Raw genomic sequence first — 23943 nt, 5'->3', positions numbered from 1 at the left:
AAGGCATACACCGTTCATCGTATAGCGCCCAGTATATGCCTTTTTTCTTCATTTACTTAACCAACACATGTGTTTCCTTGACAGGACCTTCTACGAATTGGCCCCGGGTTTGCAGAATATACCGAATCTCATCGGCAGAAACCATACGAACATCACTGAAGCCAGATTTGACGGTTACGGCTGCTGCGGTTCCTGCTGCTTCGCCGATAGCACTGATTCCTGACATCACACGATAAGAAGCGTGAGCTTCAAATGTACCGCTAATGCAGCGCGAGCTTAATAGCAGATTGCCAAATCCTTTGGCGATAAGGCTGCGATAAGGAATATGATAATACCCTGGGCTTGGCAAAATCGTCATATACTCTTGGTGATTTTTTTCCCCATCTGGATCATGTACATCCACATCATAAGCACACGCCGCCACCATATCCTCAAACTTGCGAACTTGCAGACAGTCTTCTCCGGTTAACATGTAGTCTCCGACAACTCTGCGGCCTTCACGAACCCCTAACTTCGTAAAAATAGTCTCGATCTTCGCATCACGAAAAGCAGGATGCTCCCTGATCGCTTCAACTAATTCATATACTTGAACTTTGCCGATTTCAAACGCGCTTTCAACCGATCCTGGAATCGTGGGATCAACATCGTTCACAGCCGTCGAATTAAATAGGAATGCTTTGCCATCTGGATAAGGGAATGCTAATACGCCCTGACGCATATTCGTGCTGTTCGTTCTCTGTTTCATCGCCATGTAATAAGGCTTGAGCGTCTCTTCCAGCCAAAAAAAGCAGCCCCAGCTTGTGACATCCTTTACTTTAAACAGCGAGGGATCGAATCCAGTGAGCTTGAAAGTAACCGTCGCCATCTGCATCTTCCCATCTTTTTCTCGCCCCTTTTGAAACTCTGCCCCTGCCAATGCAGACAAATTTCCGTCTGCCGTGCCGTCAAGGAATACACGACCGAATACACGCGTTTGCTTAGATCCAGTGATCGTCACTGAGCGAATATTCCCATCTTCCACTTGTACAGCGTCCACTTCACAGTCCGTCCATACGGTCAGATTCTTCTCTTTTTGAATTAATCGATGGTACGTTTCTTTTAATTCCTGTTCGTCATAGCTGGATACCGTTTCCTCGTCAAAGGTCAAGCCCGTATTCTGATAGGCCTGAGGGAATAATTCCTTATGAATTCCCGTGTTCACACATCTTCCATCATGATCACGAAACTTGCATACCAAAGCGATTGCCGCATGGACACCTGTTCCGCCAATCTCACTCATTTTTTCAATAAGCAGCACCTTGCTGTGTAATCTTGAAGCAGCCAAAGCTGCACAAATGCCTCCTATGCCTGCCCCAACAATTACAATGTCAAAATCGTTTGTCAAATCATTCATGGGTATCACTCCTTTTATAAATTTCACCTTATATAGGGGGGCTTACCCCTTCAAGCCGCTGCTGGCAATGCCTTCAACAAAAAATCTTTGGAAGATGGCTACGACGATGATAAGAGGAAGCAGCGCCGAGACCGAAGCAGCCATAATCAACGAATAATTCGCACCATATTCATCTACAAAGCTGGAAAGACCAATCGGTAGAGTGAACAATTCACTCGAACGAAGGAAGATCAACGGATTCTCATATTCGTTCCAATGCCATGTAAAGGTCAGTATGAGAAGTGTTACGATGGCAGGCTTCGTTAATGGCAAGCAAATTTGCCAATAGATCCGGAAAAATCCTGCTCCATCCACTTTTGCCGCTTCAAGAAGCTCACTCGGGATCGTACTGAAAAATTGCCTCATCAGGAACGTTCCGAATACAGTAAAAATCCCTGGTAAAATGACGGCCCAGTGGGTGTTCACCAAGCCAATGCGATCGAACAGGATAAACCTAGGGACAAGCAGCACCTGAGCAGGGATGATCATGGTAGCCAAGTACATCAGGAAGATAAAGTCTCTTCCCTTAAAATTCAGTTTGGCGAATGCGAACCCAGCCAGTGAACTGGTGATAATGGAGCCGACAACCGTAAAGAAGGTGATTTTGGCCGAGTTCCAGTAAAACAAAGCAAATTTATATTTGCCGCCCCAAACCTCTTCGTAGTTTGAGAGAATCGGATTCTGAGGAATCCAATTGATCGGGTATTTGAATAAATCAGCTTGGATTTTGAAGGATGAAGAAATCATCCAGATAAACGGAATCAAAACTGTGACACCCAAAGCCAACATGACAAGGGTAACGCTTAATTTTCGCAAAGAACCCACAACAAACCCACTCCTCCATTAAAAATGCTGCTGCCACTTCTTCTGACTGCGCCACTGAACCAAAGTAATCGAAAAAATGATGATGAATAAAACCCAAGACATCGCTGCCGCATAACCCATTTTGTAATTTTGGAAGGCAGTGAGATAAATATGATACGCGATAACCATGGTCGAATTGACCGGTCCGCCTTGTGTCATCACATTCACAACGGCAAAGACCTGGAAAGTGGAAATAATCAGTGTAATAGCAATCAAAAAGGTCGTTGGCTTCAGCATGGGAACCGTGATATTGAAAAACTGCCTCATCCCTGTGGCTCCGTCAATCGAAGCCGCTTCATATAAATCTTTGGGGATTCCTTGCAGTCCCGCCATATACAGCACCATTGTGTATCCGATGTAAGTCCACACGACCATAATGATGATAGCTGGCAAAGCCCACGCCGTACTCCCCAACCACCCGGGAGGATTGTCAATCCCCAGCGATCTAAGAAACGCGTTGATTGGGCCATCTTGGGCATTGTAAAGCACGCTCCATACCACAGAAACGGCCACCAAACTGCTGACATAAGGCAGGAAAAACAAAGTTCGTAATAAACCTTTGGCATAGACATGTCGATTCAGCAGCACAGCTACAACCAAACCTATCGCCATAGCACTAGGCACCGTTACGCCTGTTAGAATCAGATTGTTCCGCAGTGCGCGCCATAAATACACGTCATTCACTAATTTCTCAAGATTTCCTAGTCCAGCAAAACTCAGCCCAGCAAAGCCTTTTAAGTAATCCCAATCTGCAAAAATCAGCATAAAACTGAAAAGCAGAGGTAGAATGACGAAGAAAAAAACGCCGAGAAAATTCGGCAAAATAAACAAATAACCCGCCAATTGTTCCTTCCTGTTATGCTTGGACACTCGTCGCATGATGCCACCTCATTTAGCAATATTAAACCCATACCCGTATCATAATCAGTAGCGAATCAGAGTGGAATGGCGTGATTTAGGTTGTTACAGCGTTGATTTTAAGATGTAGGGAAACGAATCAGAAAAGACAGAAAAGGACCTGACAGACTTCAATTCGAAGTCCGTCAAGCCCCTTTTTTACAAACTAGTTATTTTTTCTCAGCCTTAATCGCTTGATCCGCTCTGGTCTTCATATTCTGAATGGCTTTGTCCAAGGGCTGTACACCCATGACATATTTCTCTGTTTCCTCGTTAATAATTTTGGTCATTTCCGGTAAAGCGGTGGAAATCGTTTGAACGGGGAATGTATAATCGCCTTTAATTAAAGACTTCAGAGAATCTGCGTTTATCAGGTTTGCTGCGTCTCCGACCATAAGCTCAGTCACTTTGTCTACATCGATTTTCTTGGAAGATGGCAATCGTCCACCTGGAATCATCAGAAGATTGCCTTCGGTTAGGTACCACGAAATAAATTGGAAAGCTTCGTCTTTGTTCGAAGACGTATTGTTAATAGACATGAAGTCGTTGAAGCCTGCCGTATTCACTTTGCCGCCTTTCTCCAACTGAGGCACCGGGGCAAATATGGTTTTGAACTCATGAGGGAAGCTTTTCGTGTCCTTCACATTCCTTAGCAAATGTGTCCCTCCGAAGATCATCGCCGCTTTACCAGTCAGGAGCTCATTGGGAGGAAGCAGTTTGTTGGCGATAATTTCCGGCCACTTCACGGATAATCCTTTGTCCTGCAGCGCTTTTTGATACTCCAAGCCCTTCTTGACGGCAGGACTGTCGAAGGTGGACAATCCATCCGCGGTGTAATAGGAATCCACTGGCTTATTCTCAAGAATGGCGAAACGCACCATATTATCGTCTGGAACCTTGATAAAGCTGCCCTTCTGAGCAGCCGTTTGCAGCTTCTCGGCAAGGGTCATGTAGTCGTCCCAGGTCCATCCTTGAGCCGGAATCTTCTCTCCCGCTTTCTCCAAAGCCGTTTGATTAATCATAACGGAAGATAACAGCTTCATGGCCGGCAAATAATGCGTTTTCCCTTTGAACGGGACGACATTATCCTTGCCAATTATATCATCCACATTAAACTTATATTTGCTAATCAAATCATCCAATGGAAAGGTGACGCCAGCGTTCGCTCGGCGATTGTAATTCGTTTCTCCATAGCTGAAGAAGATGTCCGGCGCATCGGAGTTGCTGATAAGAGCCGTATCTAGCTTCGTGTTGCCGCTATCGTCGTTCACATAACGTGTATACTCCACTTGGATGTCAGGATGTGTACTGTTCCATTTCGTGACCACATCCTTGGGCCCACTCTCTTCAGGAATGCCGCCCCACATCTTAAGTTTGACAGCCTTTTTCGGAACTGCAGAGCTTGCTGTGTTCGCCGCAGCGGGCGATGGGCTTGTTTGGCTGTCGCTCTTAGCACAACCTGAAAGCATCAAACTAAATGCCACAGTGAGTGATAATGTGGAATAAATCGTTTTCTTCATACTGGTAAAACCCCTCTCTTACTTGTTTTCATCCGTCTGGAACATCATTAGCATAGCAAAGTGATCATTCCTGCGTAATGAATTCATTTAAGATCTTACCTGTCTTGTTTTATCCAATTTTAGTGAATATAACGCTTACGATATTCTTGCGGGTATATGCCTTCAATCTTTTTGAACAACTTAGCGAAATAATTAGGGTCCGAATAGCCGATTGCGTCGGCAACTTCATAAATTTTAACATTGGGATCCTTAAGCAGTTCTCTGGCTTTCTTCATTCGTATACGGATCATGTAGTCGATCATCGTTTCGCCAGTTTCCTTCTTGAATAAGGAGCTTAAATACGGTTCCGTAAAATTAACTTCTTTGGCCAAGTCGGACATTTTAAAGGAGGTGCTGTACTTTTCTTCGATCATCCTTTGCACGGTCCTAATTTCCGGACGAGGTTGATGAACCACGCATGAGCGCAAATGCTCGAAAAAGACTGAGATCCAGCCAACCAACCACTCACTTATTTGTTGTATGGATTCCGCTGTCCTAACCATATGATGAGGATAATTTCCTTCGTAAGACTCAATCGAGTAAAGGTCCCCTCCTTTATGTTGAAGATGCAGCTCGAATAGATGTACAATATGCAGCCAACGTTCTCTGGCTAATTCGGGATAAAGTCTGGGTGCACCGTCATCCAAATAAGCGTCCGCCATATTTCTTATGGCATTCTGAAGCGATTCTATGTCTTGCCGAGCCATCATATCCAGCCATTCATCCTGTGACGAGATGGGTAAAGCTTGGTGAGCAAACATTTGCGCTCTATAAGGAATGACACGATTCAAGTCATTGTAAAATCTCTCCAAAAGCGCTTCTTCGGCAAATCTACAAGCTTCATACAGGTCGTATGCTCGTTCAACTGGGGAATACGTACCGAAATAGACAGACAGTTTGAGATAGCGTTGTATACATTCCGTCATCTCCTGAAGCATCGTTTCAGCCCCTGTACCAGATATCATGCCGAAACGTCCCCCACCTAGTTCCACAATGTGTCCACCCATATATTTGCGCATAACTTCCCGAAGGATATTCAACGCGGAAAAGTGCAGCAGCTTTTCACTCTTGAAACGATTCTCATCTACAACCGCCTCGTATCGGTCGATTTTCATCATCGAAAACGTCCATGGAAATGAGGGAAGTAAATTCGCATATTCCTCTGAGAGATCATCCGCTTCCCGCTTCGAGTACTGCATGGTCATGAGATCACGCAAATGTTTTTCAATGGTTATTTCTTGGCGAAATTGAACCGCTGTCCGATTAAGCAGTATTGTTTCCTCCTGTTTTTTACGCTCATTCTCGATTTCCTCTTGCATTTGCTGCAGCTTGGTTTGAAGATCATCCGGCTGCATGGTCAGCTTCAAAATATAGTCGGAAGCACCTAACTGCAAGGCCCGCCTTACATACTCAAAATCATTATAATTGGATAAAATTAAAATTTTGATGTGCGGATATAACTCCTTCACCCGTTCCATTAACGTGATTCCATCCATATTCGGCATGGAAATGTCCGTAATCAAGAGGTCACATGGCTTTTCGGCCAGAATGGCAAGCGCATCTAATCCATCCACCGCCTCGCCGATCAATTCAAAACCAAATTCCTCCCAAGGAATAAACGTCTTGAGTCCGAGCCTCACCAGAAATTCATCTTCCACTAATAAAAGCTTGGTCATTCTGGATCCTCCATCCTGTTCCAAGGCAGCTTAATAACCGTCTCCGCTCCAACATCCGTGCCATTGCGCATAAATAATCCATAGGGTTCCCCGAAATGCATCCGAATCCGACTTTGAACATTTTCAAGTCCAATTCCACTATATTTCCCTTGTCTGATGGGATCGGATTCCTCCGTAGCGCCGGCTGCAAGCTTTCGCTCAGACAGCCCTTGTCCATTATCTGTAATCGTAACAAACAATAAGTCATCTTCCTGATAAGCCGCAATATGGATGCTTAGAGGCATACGATTCCCATGGATTATACTGTTTTCCACAATAGGCTGAAGGGTGAATTTAAGCATGCACGCCGACAATAGACTTTCATCGACATGGATCGACAATTCTATGTTATCGTTAAACCGGATTTTTTGCAGCGAAAAATAATGCTGTATAAAATCAAGCTCATCTCGCAATGTAACAACTTCGTTCTCCTGCTTCATACTGTAGCTCAGCATAATACCCAGGGACGTAATCATATCCCCAACGTTTTTGGCACCCGAAAATAAAGCCAGCCACTTAATAGAATTCAGGGCATTAAATAAGAAATGAGGAGAAATTTGGGCTTGCAGGGCATGAAATCTCGCTTCCTCTTTAAGCTGCTGCTCTTCGCGGAGTGTCGTAACCATTTCCTTCAAACTTGACAGCATACGGTTAAAATGGTGGTTCAGCAGTCCAATTTCATCGTTTCCTCCTGCCAAAGCGGGCTTCTCGAAATTTCCTGATGCTGCCTTCCCCATTGCCTGCACGAGAGAGCGAATAGGCTTCATCAAACGCAGGGTAAATAAGACATAGATGAAAAGAAAGCACGCGAATACTACGATAACACTCCATGTCGTTGCAGTGCGTACGTTTTTCAACTGCTGCACCCATTGCTCCTGCATGGGGATCCATCGCAATTGCCAGCCAGTAGCTTTTAAGGTTTGTGCAAATGTGGATGCTTCATCTCCGGATTCCGTCCTGTTCCACAATTCATTCCGCCCCCACAGCAAGCGGTTGTTATCGGATATTAGGAATTGGGCAGGTGAATCCTCCTCTAAACCATTGGACACGAGAAACATTTCCTTGATTGGAAAGGCGATAAAGACCAAACCATACCCCTTTGTCGTCTCCCCCTTAATTAATCGGACCATAGTAATAAAGCCCCCTTCTTGGTTCCCTTCAAGGCCTTTCACTTTCAAAGAAGGGTTCACGTCCCAAGCAGGAGCTCCATTTTTGTCTTTGGCTTGTTTCACATAATCGGGCATCACTTTAAGAATCTGTTCGTCTTGATTGGTCGCATACATGCTGCCATTAAATCCATAAACCGCAACTATGGCATGGTTGTCCAGAATATAGGAGATCAGGTTGTCCATCTTGTTCTGTAGCCCAATTACCCTCTGGTAGGTTGGATAATCATCTAAGTCCGACTGCCCCGAACTTCTTAGCAATTGCAGAACATCATAGTCATTAGTGAGCAAATTCGAAACATTTAAAGTCCGATTGAGCATGTCGTCAGCTCGGTCCGTAACCCGCTTTAGAACCTGGGTTTGTGTGTCCGTCATTTGTTTCATAAATATTTTGTCAGATTGAACGAAGTACAGATATAACATTAATAAAATGGGGGCCACAATAAACAACGTAAAAACGAGTAAAAACTTTAGACGCAAAGAGAAAAATAACTGCCTTTTGTGTATGGTCATCCCTCTTTCCCCCTTTGAATCCAATGGGCAATGGCAACCGTCCACCGAACGGTTGCCATTAGCAATTATATATGTAGTATTATAGCTTACACATTACGTATATAACTAGGTGCTGTTTAATGATTAAACACGGTTATATTTAATTTCCTAATCGATCAGCATAAAAGGCGGATTCGTATCCATATATTCCTTTGTAATACTGGTCGCCACGCGGCAGCCCTCCATCCGATAACTTACTGTTTAGTAATCATCCACGTGATACCGAATTTATCTACGACTTCCCCATAATAAGCCCCCCATGGCTGCAGAGCGAGAGGGTACTTGCTTTCGCCGCCTTCGCTTAGTTTGGCATATGCCGTTCTGGCTTCTGACTCATCGTCATAGTTCAGAGCAAGGCAGATGTTGCGGTTGTACGAGACCCTCTCAAATGAATCAGACATCATTAATGTATTCGTACTCGCCACTGTCAAAGCCAAATGCATGACCTTATCCTTCATCGCATCGGGTATTCCCGGCGTCTCGCCGAATGTGGTCAGAAACTGAATTTCGCCACCAAGCGACTCCATATAAAAATTCGCCTGACCTCTGGCATCCTCCGACATCAAATAAGTGTGAACTTGTGCTCCCATAAAAATTCAACAACCTTTCCACTTGAAATTGTTCTTTCATGAATACGACGAATGAACAATGGTGGAATCGACAAAGGAAATCAAAAAATTACAGATTAATCCTACGATTATCCTTTACTATCAAAGACTTGATGTTATCCTGACGGAGCATATTCAAAATCATCGGTTTACTTTGTTTTTCGAATCCTGTATTCCATTTGAACATCTTCATAAAAATATGAAAGCTTGGTGTATAGTTGGCTTTTTCGGTATGAGCGCCTTCTATAATCCATCGGTCAGAACGAATTATACGGTCTAAGCACTCATCTCGTTCCGCGTCAGATCTTCTTATGTCTTCAGATTTATGCCTTTTCCAAACCACGTTGTCTAATTCATAATACGGAACACTGATCTTACGGGATAAATTTCTAGCAAGTGTTGTTTTTCCGCTCCCGACTGAACCTATGATATGTATTTTATTTGGAATATTCCTATTCAGATTGATCCCCGCTTTTTGTGAAAGTTGTTATTCCTTAATTCTTCAGAACAACTTCAATTTCCTTCCATATGGCATCAAGGTCTGCCCGCTAACACAAAGAAGGTGCCCCAGCCATTTTCATGGCTTTGGGACACCCTCTTCTTGTTGTGCTAGCGTTAGTTATTTTAACTCTGCAATCAGACGATCCACTTCACCTGAAGGGGTATTCAATGATTCATATACTCTAACAATGACATTGCTTTGAATTTGATCTGAAGTCAGATTGCTAAACGTTAGCGTCTGCTTCCCATTCACTAAACGGTCGGTGCCCGTGAACGGGAATGCCTTGGAACCTAGGATACTTCCGGAAGAATCCACGAGTTCAAATTTCAACTTCGAGAAGTTGTTGTCTACCAACACTTTCGGATCGCGAATGAGATCCATAAATAATTGCAATTTATACGTATAATTGATTGCAATTGTCTGTCCTGGGGACACAATCTGACCCAAATAATAATCTTTAATATTTACTGTGTATGGAAATAACGATATTTTATGTCTGTCGTCTTGACCTTGTGCTGTCACCTGATAGGAAGCAATCGTTGATTTGAAGGTTGGCGTCGTTTCTCCGCTTGCTTCCGCATTGATTACATTTTGCACTTTCATCGTGAATGTATCACTAGTTTCAGCGACAGGCAATACAAAGGCATAACTAACAACCGTCGATGTTCCAGGGGAAATAGACTTCTGCACGTTACTTTGTCTAGATCCTGTGTAATCAAAACCTGTTGAACTCGACAACAGCGTTTGGAAGGCTGGAACAGGAATATCACTTAATCCCTTATTCGTCAATGTAAATTTGGCAAAAGCCAGCTTGCTTCCCTGGTCTTGGTTATCTGCAATATGAAGCTCCGCCAAGGCAACGTCCAGATCCTGATTAATGACGTTGTTCCATTTCTCGAAGGCAATCGGAGTGCCATAGCTATAGCTGCCCACCGCGGTCTTCGTACTAGGCAAGCCTACATTCAGCTTACCAATATGGAAAGACGAGGTCTTCACGTTGCCAGCCGCATCGGCTTGTGTAAAGCTTTCCGAGGTCAGAATATTAACACTGTCCAGTACAGTATCCATGTCCGCGCGAATAGCATAATGCACATATTTGCTCTCGCCTGCATCAAGCTTCACAGCGTCTGTCTCTACCTGTTTGCCGGCATATACATTGGTTTTGGACTTCCCGTCCAATTCCAGCATTGGCACCGTTTCAGCTTGATCGCTCGGGTTGGAAACCAAGAGTTTCACGACATACACAACGCCATCATTGCTGTTGCTTTTCGTAATATCCACCGTTTTGTATTGCAGCGGTGAATCCAGTGTCGGTATAGTGAAGATTTCCCCCCACTTCTTCATCAGCGACGCATCTTTGAACTCTCCATGATTGTCATTCCATACCGCTCCGTCTAACGGAGTCTTAAGCAATACGGTCTCCTGCTTCGGATACACATTATAGTTCACATCAACAAGGGAGAGATTGCTCAAATTCACTTCTGTTTGTCGGTTAACTACTTTGAAATAAGTCAACTTGACTTCCGAATCGGGCTGCACTCCACGTGCATTCCCACTGCTTGCACGCAAGCTATAAACAATACCATCTGTCGTCGTTACTCTAAGCTCATAATCAGGAATACGCAGCGTTTGACCGCTAGTGTTATTGACTCGGATAACAGCGCCGATACGCACGCCGTTCGCCGATTTCTCATTATAAACACCCTCCACCGTTACTTGAAGGTTATCACTTATTTGATGAACTACAGCTGCATTTCCAGTTGCAGTTGCTGCATCTCCTTGATCTGCTAAAGCAGGAATCCCCGAAATTAGCAAAGAGGAAGACAATACGAATGTCATAGCTATCTGTTTGAATTGGATTCTCATCGTTCATTTCCTCCATAAATACGGATCTTTGATCGTAGATCAAAGTCTCTCCGCTTTCATTTACATTTCAATCATGACATGGTGCTGAGCATCCGAATTGGCGCTTTCCTCAGCTGCTGCGTTCTTTTTCTTTTTCTGTCTCATGAAAAAGACTAAAACAATGGCAATGAACGCAGGTATTGCTGAAAGCATCAACGTGTCGGCAATCGCTCTTGTCAAAGCTTCTTTTTGCACCAGTCCGTATAATACACCAACCACACCACCGGCCGCAGAACTTGCATCTGTCCCAAGTTCCAAATAACGATTTACGACGTTCGTCTGAAGATCCGTATACGCCGGTGAAATCGTAGATATGGACTCATTGAATCTGGCTCCATATTGTGTCGCTTGATTATTCATATTGCTGGTCAACACCGCAATACCCAGCGATGCCATGACATTACGGATAACATTGGATACCGAGGACGCCCTGCCAATCAGATGATTAGGCAAAGTGTTCATTCCCGCTGAAGATAACGGCATCATACATAAGCCAATGCCAATACCGCGGATAATGAGCAAACCGCTGATCCAATGCGTAGAAGTTTGTTGAGAGAGCACATGCAGTTCTAAGGTCGTACAACCAATAATGGCTAAGCCTAATATGCCAAGCGGAACCACACCGTATTTGGAAACGAGTTTTCCTGCAACGGGCATCATGAAAGCCATCGCAATGGACTGCGGCATCATAACCAATCCCGTTTGCATAGGCGTTAAGCCCGTGACATTTTGCATAAAAATCGGCATCATGTAAATACCGCCCTGCATGGAAATCATAACAAAGCTCGAAGCAGCCAAACTTAGCGTGAAAATGGGGTTCTTGAACAACCGGAAATCCATGATGGGATTATCTTTGCCAAGCTCCACCCAAATCAATAGGATAAAACTAAAGATAGAAATGAAAAACAAGCTGACAATGTAGAGTGAGGTCCATCCGTCGCTTTGACCGTCTGTTAATGCCAGAAGCAGGGTGCTGAACACAATCATGCATAAAATACTGCCGACATAATCAAATTTGAGCCCTGCTCGCTTGGGTGTCTCTTTCAAAATAATGAATCCAAGCGTTACAGCTATAATTCCAATTGGAACATTGATGTAAAATAAATAACGCCAGCTAAAGTTATCAACTAAATATCCGCTTAACGTAGGTCCCATGGCAGGAGCCGCCATAGCGGCAATCCCCCAGATTCCCATCGCAACTTGAATTTTGCTGCGCGGCATAATCTGGTAGAGCATCGCCATACCGACAGGCATGATGAAACCTCCGCCAAGTCCTTGAATAATTCGAAAAACGATGAGACTCGTGTCGCTCCAAGCTATCCCGCACAAAATGGAGCCAATAACAAAGGCAATTACCGTCGTCAGAAAAGTTGTTTTGTAACCGAATCGATCCGATAAAAACCCGCCCATGGGTACAACAACGGCTGAAGCGAGCATGTAACCCGTAACAACCCATTCAATTTCTGTCGACGTAGAGCCAAACACGGCCATCAGCTTTGGTATAGCCACATTCATCAAACTGTTATCTAAAATGGCGAGAAACGTTCCCAGAATGAGCACTAGTAGAGCTAACCATTGGTAACCTGTTATTTTCTCCTCTTGTTTCTCAACTTCGGGGGTAGCCGCTGCTGTCGTTGCTGATGACATCCTTGCAGCCTCCTTTACTCGGCACGAACCTTGGTACCATCTGTTAGCTTATCGCTTGGATTCAAGACGATCTTATCATTGGGTTTCACTGCCGCATCCCCTTTGAGGTATACCCAATCTTGGTTCTTATCTTCTGTCTGCAGCTCTACAGGATGAACGGTATCACCGCTAATCTTATAAACGACTGTCTTGCCGTCTTTTTGCAAAAGGGCGGCTTTCGGTATTTCAACGCGATTATCGGCACTGCTTGCTCCAAAAGCAACACTGGCGACAGCTCCCGCATGCAAGGATCCATCAGGATTGCCCACCGTTAACTTAACAGGGAAGGTGTTGTTATTCGTATCCGAAACCGGACTAACGAATGTAATGGTGCCTTCGAACGTTTTACCTGGAATGCTAGGTACCGTCACGGTTCCTTTCGCTCCTTGTTTAATGGAGCCGACCATTCCTTCAGGAACACTGACTTCCACTTTCACTTGATCTATGTTTACAACCGTCAATAACGCTGCTCCTGCTTGGGCCATTTCTCCTACATTGACATTCTTCTTTACAATAACACCATCAATTGGCGAAACTACCCCAGCATTCTTCACCGCATTCTGAACTAGCGTCAAAGCGGCTTGCTTCGCCGAGACATCGGCTTGCAATTGCTCCAACGTATTGGCTGTCGCGCCTTCTTTGGCCAAACTCAGCTTAGCCTCTGCGGCAGTCAATTGAGCGTTCGCTCCTTGCTGCTGCGATACAGCAGAATCATAAGCTGCTTTTGCTTTTTCATAATCCATTGTCGCTTTATCCAGATCGTCGGTGCTCACATCGCCTTGATCATAGAAGTTTTTCGCATGATTGTACCCTTTGGTCACAAGATCATAAGCTGCTTTCGCTTGCGATACTCCAGCTTTGGCTTGATTGATTGCCGCTTTGGCTTGCTCAACTGCCGCACCTGCCGCTTGCAAATCCTGTGAGCGCGCGCCTGCTGCCGTATCTGCCAATTTCGCCTGCGAAGCCGTCAGTCCGGCTTGTGCTTGATCCAACTGCTGGCTTAAATCTTCGGTATCGAGTTGGACAAGTAGATCGCCCTTCTTGACTTTCGCACCTTCATCTACAGCAACAGAAGTGATTTTACCTGCTATTTTGGACACGACTTGAACCGTTTGGTCTGCCGCTAATTTACCGCTCGCCCCAGCTGCATTCGTACTGCCGATCGTAATCACTTTGACTGAAGGCGTTGTTGATTGCGCAGCGCTGGTTTGTGAAGAACTGCAACCGCTGATAAGCATAAGGGAACCAGCCAGAACACTTAAAGATATAACGACGTTAAGATGTTTTTTCATGGGTAATCCTTACTCCCCTTTGATATGGATTTTGATCGAAGCATTCATGCCTGGCGCCAGATCCAATCCCTTATGATCGTCAATAGATATTTTTACATTCAAACGCTGGGTAACTTTTGTGAAGTTCCCGCTTGAGCCCGTTGTCGGAAGCAATGAGAAAGTAGACGCTGTGGCTTGACCAATCTCCGTTACTCTCCCCTGGAACTCTGTTGCACCGTATGTATCCACGTCAAACGTTACCAACTGTCCAACATGTATCTTTTTGATCTTCGTTTCATCAATATCTGCCGAAACGTATAAGGCGCTCTTATCCACAATCATTGCGACTGATTGCCCGGGAGCGACTACTTCGCCAACTTTCGCAGCCGTTTGAATCACAGTGCCTCCGATCGGAGTGCGCAAAGTCGCTTGATCAAGCAAACTATTCGATAAATTCGTAATATCTTGCTGTCCGACAATTTGATCAGCCACAACCGTATCGCCTACTTTGATGCCCAGCGTATTAATTTTGCCTGCAATTCGAGGCATAACACGGTAAATATCTCCCGCTAGACGGGCATTGTCTGTTGCTATATAATTAGCGCCCTGATACCAGTAATATCCTCCAATACTGGCCCCGCTAATAACCATAACAGCTAGAATAATAATTAGAACCAATTTACGTTTCATTTCGTTCCCTCCAGCTTTTTCTCCAAATGTTCAATGAGTATTCCGATCACTTCTTTACATGTCGCAATCTGCTCGACTGTAAATGTTGTCTCCAAACCTGTGTAGAACTCTTTGGTAATCGTCTCAAGCTTCGTTTTCTTCATCTGTTGACAGAAATCTGTCGTACCAATCCAGACAATTCTTCGATCCTGTTTATCTCTTTTGCGTTCAACCATCCCATCACGTTCCAGCCGATCCACAATACCGGAAACCGTACTATTGCTGAGCTGCACGGATTGGGCGAGATCCCCAAGCTTTCTTGGTTCATTCATAAACAATTCTCTTAAAATAAACAACTGTGGTCCCGTTAACTCTTCCCGTTGGAGTTCCCGATACATTAAAGATACGCGCAGCTTGTGCAGCCTCGTAAATTCAGCCACAAGATCTCTAACTTCTTCCAAACCACTTCCTCCTTAAAAAAAGTAATAAAAATAAATATTTCGAATACAAATGTTTCGCATGCGAAATATAAATATTGTATTGATCGTAACACGCATCTATGACTTTGGAAATATATACTTTATGAATTATTTGTGACTACAAAATAGTCGCAAGCTATCGCTTCCGACTCCATGTTCTGTCCTAAAATGATGGTTATTTCGAGAGAAGGCTGCCGATCTTATGCTGTCGGCAGCCTTCTCCTGATCTTATTTAGCTAATGTTTCCTGTTTCCTGTTAAACAAACAAGCTGCCTGCCCTTATCTCAGTGTCGGGATGTACTTGGGATAGGTTTCACTTCTACTTGTACGGGTGATAATTGGAGAGACCATTCCGATCCAAACAGTCCATGCAGATCAAAGCCCCACATCCATAAGGAACCGTCTTTCTTGATGACAGCATCCGTATTATAACCCGCAAATACAGTAGTAACGTCCGCTAAACCCTCCACTTGGTAAAGAGGTCGATAATTTCTCTTATTCCCCACATCAAGTACATGATCTCGTGGAAAATTCCCCATAGACCAAACAGTTCCATCTTTCTTCAGCGCTAAAATGTGATCACTGTTTATAGACATATCAATAATATCGGTCAAACCATCTATCGGGGCTGGCGGCTCATCTATTCCGGAGCCATCATATTTTGGATTCGACAGAGAACCGCCTCCCCAGATCCACACGGTGCCATCCTTTTTCAGACCAAGCTGATCAGCGGAAGAACCGTGACCTAGCTTCACGATGTCTGTGAGCCCTTGAATCTGTATCGGATTGTTGGAGCGCATCACGTTGAACATATCACAACCCCTGAGGCCGCATTCCCAAGTCCAAATCGTTCCATCGTCCTTGAGAATCGTTGCGCCTGTTAGATCTTTAATATGGTCGATTCCGTTGACTAGTACTGGTTCTGTCTGCAAGGATGGATGAAACTTTTCCCAGTCGTCAGTTTTCCAAAAACTAGGTATATCTTTCCATATCCAGAGTCTACCGTCCTTATCGACAGCCCTGTACGGTTCAATTATCACAATGTTCTCCAACTTGGGAACTTGGGTCAACAATTTTGGAGTTCTCATCCCCCATTTGTCTTTTTCGGCGCTCGTGGATGACTCTATGTATTCAACATTCCACACTGTACCGTCTTCTTTTAAAGCAAATGCAGAGTTCACATTAGCAGCGATGCTTGTGATCTTGTTCAAGCCCTCCACTTTCTCCAGATGGCCTGGGTCGCGAATAAGATCCATCCTATACGCACGCGATGAAATGGAGGTGCCCCAAACGTCACCTTTATCGTCCAGTACATATGGAAGATTGCCTACATCAGTTATATGCACTGCTTTAGTGCCGACTGTCACAGGCGTTGTGACTTCAGCTTGCACGGAAGGCGATGCCCCGGCGAATAACGACAAAACCATTACGAGGCTCAAGGATGCCGCAGATTTGGCCATCCTATTTGCCAACAAAAATAATTTCATTATACAAACCTCCACGTCTAGTTGTACCAATTTACAATCGGTTACCTATATCAGACGCGTTCCAGCAAAGAAAGTTTCTCCTTTTAATACATAAAAAGGAAAATATCTTGGTATCAGGTTTTAATCATATATCATGTCCTGCCACTGGTGTCCACAAGAGAGACACTTTGTAATGGTGTCATTTCTTCCCACTAACCCGGCAAGCATTCCGGGAGCTCCGAACCGGACGACACCCCTTAAGCTTCTGCGGACATTAAAGCCCTTTTTCTCGTCCGCAAGGCTGGGTGATCCGCATTTCGGACATGCATGGCTTTCCGCTCCGGGATCGGATTTCTTTTTCCCGCTAAGCCATCTTCCTCGCTCTCTCCTGCTCATTCTCCTGCCTCCTTGGATTGCTTCATGAGGCAAGTATAAGGCAAATACCAATAAAATTTAGTCCATCCACAGATTGATTTTATTAATCTTGTATCCACCTACAGATATAAGTAACAACGGAAGTCTTATGCAGCCTGAGCTTGCTTATAGGTGAGATCCACCGCTTGCATCAAGCAATTGACTGGTTATCCAACGGCTGTCCGGCGAAGCGAGAAAGGCAACAATATCCGCAACATCCTCGGGTTCTCCCCATCTTTTGAAAGTTGAAAGACCAGCTGCATATTTTTGTCCACTGGGATCTTGCAACGTCCCCGCATTCATCTCTGTATTAATAATGCCGGGCTGAACGGCGTTAACTGTAATGTTGCGGCTACCCAGTTGTTTGGCCAGAAGCTGCGTAAATGTGTCGATGGCCCCTTTCGACATGCTGTAGGTGAACACACTTGGAGAGGCCACTCGCGTCACAAAGGATGAAATATTAATAATGCGCCCTCCGTCTTTTAGACGCGGTAGAGCTTGCTGGGTAACAAAAAGCGGTGCTTTGACGTTAATCTTCATGACTTCATCAAAAGATTCTTCCGTTGTGTCCTCTAGGTTAACGATTTGACCGATTCCAGCATTGTTGACAAGAATATCGAATCCGCTGCCGCCTGTACGTTCCCGAATACCATTATCCAGTGCCGCAAATAAATCATGAATGCCATCGAGAGTGCTCAAATCAGCACCAATTGCAATCGCGTTCCCCCCGCTTTGCTCGATCTGGAGAACAACTGCCTCCGCTTCACTCCGTCTTTTTCCATAGTGCACGACGACGAATGCACCCTCTTGTGCCAGACGCAATGCGATGCTGCGGCCAATTCCTCGGCTCGCTCCGGTTATTAAAGCGATTTTACCTGTTAACTTGTTCATGCTTTTTTCATCTCCTTGTCCGAATTCAAATATAGTTATATCACGGCTCAACATTTGTAATGTTGCTCTCTCATTCAGGACATTCATCCATAATACTTCAAAGTACGATCCCTCTTTGTCCAAGGGGAGGTATAGAACTTATTGCAAACATAAAAAATTAAAACCAGTCCAACACTAAGTTACAGTGTCAGACTGGTTTTCTAGGTTTTCCCTGTTTTCCCATTATCACATGCTGCTAATTTGAGCCTGCTCCGCGCGTGCTTCTTCTTACTAGAAAGAAGTAAGACAGCATTGCAGCAACGCTCGTCAATAATATAATTACGCCCAGCGGAACGGCAGTGTCTTCACCCGCGATGCCCACTAGCGGCGAGACAATCGCTCCGAGCAAGAAGGGAATGACACCAAGCAGCGCAGCTGCACTGCCCGCCATTTGAGCCTGGCTCTCCATCGCCAGCGGGAATGCCGCCGTGGATGTAATGCCGATTGCCGCTACGAAGAAGAATAGCGGAATCACCAAAGCGAAAAGCGGTCCATGGACGATAGCCACCACTAAGACAGCGACACTTGCCAAACAAGCAAGCCATAAGCCGAATAACATAAAGGCTTGTTCGGATACGCGATGCGACATCCGCCCGACCACTTGGGAACCGATGATCAGGCTGATCCCGTTCGATCCGAACAAAAGAGCAAATACGGTCGGCGAAGCTCCATAAATATTTTGATAAATAAAGGGCGTTCCCGAAACATACGCGAAGACCCCCGCGATCATAATGCCCTGTGCCAGCATATAGCCGACAAACTTCCGATCACGCAAAAGCGATCCGTAATTCCGCAGCTGCTGCATGAAATTGCTAGGCTTGCGGCGATCAGATGGCAATGTCTCCTGCAGCTTCCATTTTGTCATCGTCAATAGGTAGATCCCCAGCAGTGCCAGCGCTATGAATACGCCGACCCAAGTCGTGAATGAAAGAATCCCGCTGCCAGTAACTGGTGCCACAAGCGGACCCAAATTGCCAACAAGCAGCAGCAGCGAGAAAAATTTGGTAAGCTCGTGACCGCTGTATAAGTCACGTGCGATCGCGCGGGAAATGACAATGCCCGCCGAAGCGGCAAAACCCTGCACGAACCGGCATGCGATCAACAGGCCGATATTGGGTGAGAATGCGCATGCTAGCGAGGCTATGACATAAACAACCATGGAGATAAGCAGCGGATTGCGTCTACCATAGACGTCGCTCAGCGAACCCATGACGAGTTGACCAATGCCGAGCCCGAGCAAACAAGCAGTCAGGCTGAGCTGCACCAGCGAAGCTGTCGTATCGAATTGCTTCACAATCTCCGGGAACGCGGGTAAGTACATATCAATAGTAAAAGGCCCGAGTGTCGAAAATAAACCAAGCAGTAAAGCAAGTCTAAACACATGCTGATTGTTCTTGTTGGTCATAATAATGAGGGTCTCCTATTCTTCATTCCATATCCATGACTCTTAATCTCTATTTGTCGCTTTCGAATTGGCACAAGATTCGAATTCGGCTTGCACATTTCGAAGCAAAGAGTCTGTTTTTTATCCTATCATAACTGTACAGATTTCGACAACAATTTAAATGTGGAAGCTGCACCCTAATATACGCTTATCTGCATCGGCATAGTTTATCGTTAAAGCAACGAGTGATCATCTCCTGAATACTTGTTTGCAGTGATTGGATAATGGTAGATCTCAATATCCTCTTCAATAAATCCTCTGCGTTGTGCCGCTAGCAATGTTTCATACATATTATTTCGACCCACTGGATTATCAGTATGTAGGAAGATTTTGCTTGCCCTTAGACCATTCTCACAAAAGTATTTAACAAAATCGTAACCATTAGGTAATTCATTTCCGTTCTCATCCTCGCCTGTTCGGAAGTTGAGGGTTATATTGTGCAAATTACTACGTTCATACCGATGCCTACACCGATGTATAAGTCGGAGTGGGATCGGTATATTTTTGTTATTTCGAACAAAGTATTTTATTTGAAATACTACCTTGACAGTCATAGTAGTGTGTCGTATTATGAAGATGCGGAGGTGATTATATGAGCGAGAACAAAATTACATCCGACCTGCTGCGCGGACATACCGATACGATGATTTTACGGCTCTTATCCGAAGCTGACCGCTACGGGTACGAGATTGTCAAACTGATTGCCGAGCGCTCGGGCGGCGAGTATGAATTAAAGGAAGCCACGATGTACTCCAGTGTCCGGCGGCTTGAGACAGATGGCGATATCGAGTGGTATTGGGGTGACGAATCTCAGGGAGGACGGCGCAAGTATTTTAGGATTACCGAAAAAGGCAAGGATACTTACGCCCGCAACAAAAGCAATTGGGAGTATTCGAAGCGTGTGTTAGAAAATTTACTATAAAGGAGATTTGATGTGATGAATCAGAAATTGACGAATTATTTGAACGGCGTTTTTACGCCCTACGATGGAGTAAAAAGCGTCACCGAATTAAAAGCGGACCTCCTCTCCGATTTGCAGGAGCGATACCTTGAACTCAAAGCAGAAGGCAAAGACGATGAAGCAGCCTTTAAAATGACGATTGAGACTATCGGCGACATCGAACAAACGATCCTGGAGGTCGCCAACCTCTCCCGCTCGCTGGAACGGCAAGTAGTGACAAACTTTAACGCAAGCAACCTGACAATGAGCGACTTTGCAGGCGTTAAGGCCCATAAAGGTCAATTTAATGCTAGCGCGTTACGGGGTGCTGACTTTGCAGGTGCTGACTTGACCGGAAGTTCGTTTAAGACCAGTGATTTACGTGAAGCCAATTTTGACGGCGCTAATCTGACGGACTGTACCCTAACTGCAACTGACCTTACGAATGTAAGCTTCAATGAGTCAATCCTTGTACGCACCAACTTCAGCGTTTCGGGGATGGACGGAGCCAAATTTACAGGTGTAAAACTGACCGACGTCACGTTAAACAAGACTGATCTTAGAAAAACAATCTTTGCAGGTTGTATCTTTGACGGCGTGAACTTCGAATATTCCGATCTAAGCGGGCTGCGTTTTGACGGGCAAACCTTTATCGGCGTTAAGTTTGACAAATCGGCAGTAAACGACGTTTCATTTAAGGGCGCTATACTCAAGAATGTGTCTTTTCAGGCGTTCTTTTCGTTGACCAATAAGTATTACCGTGGCATCAAAACCATTTGCTTTGACGAGGCAGTCATGGATAAGCTGACCTACGCTGCGCTTAAAGGCATGGGGGCCGATTTGTCCAAGGTTACAGTTCGATAAGGAGGGGGGAAGTTTATGCAAAACAATTCAATTAAAGTAATTGGGCTGCAAAAATCCTACAAGCAGCATCAAGTCTTAAAGGGCGTTGATTTCGAGGTGGAAAAGGGCAGTATTTTCGCCCTGCTCGGCTCCAACGGGGCGGGCAAGACAACGGTTGTCAAAATCCTCACCACGCTGCTCAAACAAGACAGCGGAACCGCCACCGTTAACGGATTCGATGTTGCGTCAAACCCCGAGAATGTGCGGCAGGCGATCAGTCTGACCGGGCAATTTGCCGCCGTGGACGAAATTTTGACCGGACGGGAAAACCTGATCATGATTGCCAAGCTGCGATACCTCAACAATCCGCGTCAGGTTGCGGACGACTTGCTTAAACGCTTCGGATTGACAGACGCAGCCGACCGCAGGGCGTCTACTTATTCGGGTGGTATGCGCCGCAGGCTCGACATCGCCTTGAGCCTTGTGGGGAAACCGCAGATCATTTTTCTCGACGAGCCTACCACTGGACTTGACCCCGAGGCACGTATCGAGGTTTGGAAAATTGTCAAGGAGCTGGCGGACGGTGGCACGACGGTACTCCTAACCACGCAATATTTGGAGGAGGCTGAGCAGCTCGCCGACCGAATTGCTATTTTGCATGAAGGCAAAATTATCGCCAGCGGCACACTCTCGGATCTAAAAAAGCTGTTCCCATCCGCCAAGGTGGAGTATGTAGAAAAACAGCCGACATTAGAGGAGATATTCCTCGCAATCGTCGGCACAAAGGAGGCAAAGTAAATGGAGACGGTAAAGAAACATTTCTTCAGCGATTTGGGCGTTATGCTTGGGCGTTCCATGCGCCATATTTCCCGCAGTATGGACACCATCATATCGGTCACGATCATGCCTATCGCGATGATGCTGCTGTTCGTTTATGTGTTCGGCGGTGCAATTCAAACCGGAACAGATAACTATGTGAATTACCTGTTGCCTGGTATACTACTGATTGCTATCGCTAGCGGTATATCCTATACGGCATTCCGCCTGTTTACCGATGTGCAACGGGGCATATTCGAGCGGTTTCACTCCATGCCGATCTCACGTTCCACCTTACTGTGGGGGCATGTTCTGACCTCGCTGGTATCCAACGCCATATCGGTTGTCGTCATCATTCTCATAGCGTTGATTATGGGCTTTCGTTCGTCGGCTGGGATACTGTCATGGCTTGCAGTAGCCGGCATACTCGCTCTGTTTACCTTGGCATTAACTTGGGTCGCGGCGATTGCTGGACTGTCCGCCAAATCAGTGGATGGCGCAAGCGCCTTTTCCTACCCGATTATTTTCCTGCCGTTTATCAGCTCGGCGTTTGTGCCGACTGAGTCGATGCCGTCAGTCGTTAGAGCCTTTGCCGAAAACCAGCCGGTGACCTCGATCGTGGAAGCCATTCGTGCGCTACTGTCTGGTCAGCCAGTGGGCAATGATATATGGATCGCTCTTGCGTGGTGCATCGGGATTTTGTTCGTAGCCTATTTCTTTGCAATGAGGGTGTACAAAAAGCGGGTGTGAAAAAGGACAGGTAAAAATACGTGAAGAATTTATTACGATGATTCTCCAATAAAATCCTGGCGCAGCCCCAAGTGCTGACAAATCAGCTCAGCTTAAAGCACCTAGTGGTGCTTTTTATTTTGCCTTACGACTCATTTTTGTAGTCTCCTTCTTCATAATCAGTGTCGTATACATGCTTGAATAAACTGGACATCAGGAACATCTCCGAAGACCGAACTCTGTGATGGAGTTCAACGAAAAAACAGCCGATCATTCTGGCCGGCTGCCGCGGTGTTCATATTGAACTATCGTTCTAGACTAGCTCAATCCTGAGCTGTCCAAACGCTTACATCAACATCACTAAAATATTTGATAAGGCAAATCCGGGACTGAGAATTGTCTATCGTTGCCTTTAATTTTCACCATGACAGGGAATATTCCAGCTTTAACATGGGTCGGAAACCATTCACGTTCTGAATTCACTATAATAAAAAGCCCCTGTTCGTCACCAACAGGCTGAAAAGAGATGCCATTTCCTTTCCATAAAGGAAGATTAATTTCTGATTCTAAGATTGACGCTGCGCTTGAAACATCCAGCACAGGTAGTCCAACTTCACTCACACAAAGAATGTCGTTGTTCGTAAATTCATCTTTGGAATTACTTTTCATATTGTGGCGTGCAATGTATTCCACGATGTTCCCTGAAGGGTCATAAAAATAAACCGCATGTGCGTTCCAATCTACAAATTCAAACTCATCCTGACATTCATTTTGCAACAAAGTTACCCGCTTTGCTAAATACTCTTTCGCTAGTTTAAATTTGCTCTCTTCAATATTAAAAGCGAAATGGTAAAAGGGGCTATCATCTTTTGCATCTGTTTGTACAAAGATAAGGTTCGTTTCACCAGCTGCAACTGTGAATGAACTTTTATCTTCTTTTACTAATTCCAAGTCCAAAGTGTGCATATAGAAATTTTTCAGTTCTTTCAACAAATTTGTTTCAAATTTAACTTCTTCAAAAATCATGATTTATCACACCTCTCGTTCGAAATATTC

General features: G+C 45.1%; 22 protein-coding genes. 5 read left to right on the top strand and 17 right to left on the bottom strand.

Features of this window, described 5'->3' with window-relative positions; translation table 11 throughout:
* Positions 1-52 precede the first annotated feature (52 nt).
* From BC351_RS29065 to BC351_RS43600, 16 genes are all read right to left on the bottom strand, one after another.
* Positions 53-1393 (bottom strand): FAD-dependent oxidoreductase, encoded by a 1341-nt coding sequence (locus BC351_RS29065; protein ID WP_079417597.1) that lies wholly within the window; start codon positions 1391-1393, stop codon positions 53-55.
* Positions 1394-1435: 42 nt separating this feature from the next.
* Entirely contained in the window at positions 1436-2257 is an 822-nt protein-coding gene (locus BC351_RS29060; protein WP_244209208.1) for a carbohydrate ABC transporter permease, read from the bottom strand.
* An 18-nt stretch (positions 2258-2275) separates the two neighbouring features.
* Complete coding sequence (locus tag BC351_RS29055) at positions 2276-3175, bottom strand: carbohydrate ABC transporter permease (RefSeq protein ID WP_079417595.1); 900 nt, start codon at positions 3173-3175, stop codon at positions 2276-2278.
* 188 nt (positions 3176-3363) lie between these two features.
* On the bottom strand, positions 3364-4713 hold the full coding sequence (locus BC351_RS29050) for an ABC transporter substrate-binding protein (protein WP_079417593.1): 1350 nt from the start codon (positions 4711-4713) through the stop codon (positions 3364-3366).
* Positions 4714-4832: 119 nt separating this feature from the next.
* Positions 4833-6428: a response regulator gene (locus BC351_RS29045; protein WP_079417591.1), complete on the bottom strand. Its 1596-nt coding sequence runs from the start codon at positions 6426-6428 to the stop codon at positions 4833-4835.
* Complete coding sequence (locus BC351_RS29040) at positions 6425-8146, bottom strand: histidine kinase (RefSeq protein WP_079417589.1); 1722 nt, start codon at positions 8144-8146, stop codon at positions 6425-6427. Before BC351_RS29040 ends, BC351_RS29045 begins: the two co-directional genes overlap by 4 nt.
* A 233-nt stretch (positions 8147-8379) precedes the next feature.
* On the bottom strand, positions 8380-8775 hold the full coding sequence (locus BC351_RS29035) for a VOC family protein (protein WP_079417587.1): 396 nt from the start codon (positions 8773-8775) through the stop codon (positions 8380-8382).
* 637 nt (positions 8776-9412) lie between these two features.
* Positions 9413-11161, bottom strand: a complete 1749-nt coding sequence (locus tag BC351_RS29025; protein ID WP_079417583.1) for a hypothetical protein — start codon at positions 11159-11161, stop codon at positions 9413-9415.
* A gap of 60 nt (positions 11162-11221) precedes the next feature.
* A complete protein-coding gene (locus BC351_RS29020; protein ID WP_079417581.1) occupies positions 11222-12847 on the bottom strand; it encodes a DHA2 family efflux MFS transporter permease subunit in 1626 nt (541 codons plus the stop codon).
* A 14-nt stretch (positions 12848-12861) separates the two neighbouring features.
* Positions 12862-14178, bottom strand: coding sequence for an efflux RND transporter periplasmic adaptor subunit (locus BC351_RS29015; RefSeq protein WP_079417579.1), 1317 nt, complete (start codon positions 14176-14178; stop codon positions 12862-12864).
* 9 nt (positions 14179-14187) lie between these two features.
* Positions 14188-14847, bottom strand: a complete 660-nt coding sequence (locus BC351_RS29010) for an HlyD family secretion protein (RefSeq protein WP_079417577.1) — start codon at positions 14845-14847, stop codon at positions 14188-14190.
* Positions 14844-15287 carry a MarR family winged helix-turn-helix transcriptional regulator gene (locus BC351_RS29005; protein ID WP_079417575.1) on the bottom strand — a complete coding sequence of 148 codons (444 nt, stop codon included), beginning with the start codon at positions 15285-15287 and terminating at the stop codon, positions 14844-14846. The genes BC351_RS29010 and BC351_RS29005 overlap by 4 nt, the downstream gene beginning before the upstream one ends.
* 302 nt (positions 15288-15589) lie before the next feature.
* Positions 15590-16792, bottom strand: a complete 1203-nt coding sequence (locus BC351_RS29000; protein WP_079417573.1) for an RCC1 domain-containing protein — start codon at positions 16790-16792, stop codon at positions 15590-15592.
* A 519-nt stretch (positions 16793-17311) separates the two neighbouring features.
* Positions 17312-18076 (bottom strand): SDR family oxidoreductase, encoded by a 765-nt coding sequence (locus BC351_RS28990; protein WP_079417903.1) that lies wholly within the window; start codon positions 18074-18076, stop codon positions 17312-17314.
* Positions 18077-18311: 235 nt separating this feature from the next.
* A complete protein-coding gene (locus tag BC351_RS28985) occupies positions 18312-19520 on the bottom strand; it encodes a multidrug effflux MFS transporter (protein WP_079417569.1) in 1209 nt (402 codons plus the stop codon).
* A 212-nt stretch (positions 19521-19732) separates the two neighbouring features.
* Positions 19733-20002, bottom strand: coding sequence for a cyclic-phosphate processing receiver domain-containing protein (locus BC351_RS43600; protein ID WP_341866031.1), 270 nt, complete (start codon positions 20000-20002; stop codon positions 19733-19735).
* On the opposite strand from BC351_RS43600, the gene BC351_RS42475 reads away from it, so the two are divergent.
* From BC351_RS42475 to BC351_RS28960, 5 genes are read left to right on the top strand one after another with little or no spacing between them, the layout of a single operon-like run.
* Entirely contained in the window at positions 19997-20155 is a 159-nt protein-coding gene (locus BC351_RS42475; protein ID WP_158082266.1) for a hypothetical protein, read from the top strand. The two genes, BC351_RS43600 and BC351_RS42475, sit on opposite strands and share 6 nt — an antisense overlap.
* Entirely contained in the window at positions 20152-20481 is a 330-nt protein-coding gene (locus BC351_RS28975; RefSeq protein ID WP_079417565.1) for a PadR family transcriptional regulator, read from the top strand. Before BC351_RS42475 ends, BC351_RS28975 begins: the two co-directional genes overlap by 4 nt.
* Positions 20482-20496: 15 nt before the next feature.
* Entirely contained in the window at positions 20497-21363 is an 867-nt protein-coding gene (locus tag BC351_RS28970; protein ID WP_079417563.1) for a pentapeptide repeat-containing protein, read from the top strand.
* A gap of 15 nt (positions 21364-21378) precedes the next feature.
* Positions 21379-22140 (top strand): ABC transporter ATP-binding protein, encoded by a 762-nt coding sequence (locus tag BC351_RS28965; protein WP_079417561.1) that lies wholly within the window; start codon positions 21379-21381, stop codon positions 22138-22140.
* Positions 22141-22908, top strand: coding sequence for an ABC transporter permease (locus BC351_RS28960; protein WP_079417559.1), 768 nt, complete (start codon positions 22141-22143; stop codon positions 22906-22908).
* Between the two features lie 339 nt (positions 22909-23247).
* On the opposite strand, the gene BC351_RS28955 is transcribed toward BC351_RS28960, so the two are convergent.
* Complete coding sequence (locus tag BC351_RS28955) at positions 23248-23913, bottom strand: VOC family protein (protein WP_079417557.1); 666 nt, start codon at positions 23911-23913, stop codon at positions 23248-23250.
* Positions 23914-23943: the final 30 nt, after the last annotated feature.

Source organism: Paenibacillus ferrarius (genome assembly GCF_002027705.1).
GTDB lineage: Bacteria > Bacillota > Bacilli > Paenibacillales > NBRC-103111 > Paenibacillus_E > Paenibacillus_E ferrarius.
The sequence above is the reverse complement of the archived record's forward strand: the minus strand, read 5'-3'. Positions and strand labels throughout refer to the sequence as shown.

Coding starts and splice junctions, on each gene's coding strand:
- BC351_RS29065 (WP_079417597.1), bottom strand. CDS start 1,393: ATGAATGATTTGACAAACGATTTTGACATTGTAATTGTTGGGGCAGGC.
- BC351_RS29055 (WP_079417595.1), bottom strand. CDS start 3,175: ATGCGACGAGTGTCCAAGCATAACAGGAAGGAACAATTGGCGGGTTAT.
- BC351_RS29050 (WP_079417593.1), bottom strand. CDS start 4,713: ATGAAGAAAACGATTTATTCCACATTATCACTCACTGTGGCATTTAGT.
- BC351_RS29045 (WP_079417591.1), bottom strand. CDS start 6,428: ATGACCAAGCTTTTATTAGTGGAAGATGAATTTCTGGTGAGGCTCGGA.
- BC351_RS29040 (WP_079417589.1), bottom strand. CDS start 8,146: ATGACCATACACAAAAGGCAGTTATTTTTCTCTTTGCGTCTAAAGTTT.
- BC351_RS29035 (WP_079417587.1), bottom strand. CDS start 8,775: ATGGGAGCACAAGTTCACACTTATTTGATGTCGGAGGATGCCAGAGGT.
- BC351_RS29025 (WP_079417583.1), bottom strand. CDS start 11,161: ATGAGAATCCAATTCAAACAGATAGCTATGACATTCGTATTGTCTTCC.
- BC351_RS29020 (WP_079417581.1), bottom strand. CDS start 12,847: ATGTCATCAGCAACGACAGCAGCGGCTACCCCCGAAGTTGAGAAACAA.
- BC351_RS29015 (WP_079417579.1), bottom strand. CDS start 14,178: ATGAAAAAACATCTTAACGTCGTTATATCTTTAAGTGTTCTGGCTGGT.
- BC351_RS29010 (WP_079417577.1), bottom strand. CDS start 14,847: ATGAAACGTAAATTGGTTCTAATTATTATTCTAGCTGTTATGGTTATT.
- BC351_RS29000 (WP_079417573.1), bottom strand. CDS start 16,792: ATGAAATTATTTTTGTTGGCAAATAGGATGGCCAAATCTGCGGCATCC.
- BC351_RS28990 (WP_079417903.1), bottom strand. CDS start 18,076: ATGAACAAGTTAACAGGTAAAATCGCTTTAATAACCGGAGCGAGCCGA.
- BC351_RS28985 (WP_079417569.1), bottom strand. CDS start 19,520: ATGACCAACAAGAACAATCAGCATGTGTTTAGACTTGCTTTACTGCTT.
- BC351_RS28975 (WP_079417565.1), top strand. CDS start 20,152: ATGAGCGAGAACAAAATTACATCCGACCTGCTGCGCGGACATACCGAT.
- BC351_RS28970 (WP_079417563.1), top strand. CDS start 20,497: ATGAATCAGAAATTGACGAATTATTTGAACGGCGTTTTTACGCCCTAC.
- BC351_RS28965 (WP_079417561.1), top strand. CDS start 21,379: ATGCAAAACAATTCAATTAAAGTAATTGGGCTGCAAAAATCCTACAAG.
- BC351_RS28960 (WP_079417559.1), top strand. CDS start 22,141: ATGGAGACGGTAAAGAAACATTTCTTCAGCGATTTGGGCGTTATGCTT.
- BC351_RS28955 (WP_079417557.1), bottom strand. CDS start 23,913: ATGATTTTTGAAGAAGTTAAATTTGAAACAAATTTGTTGAAAGAACTG.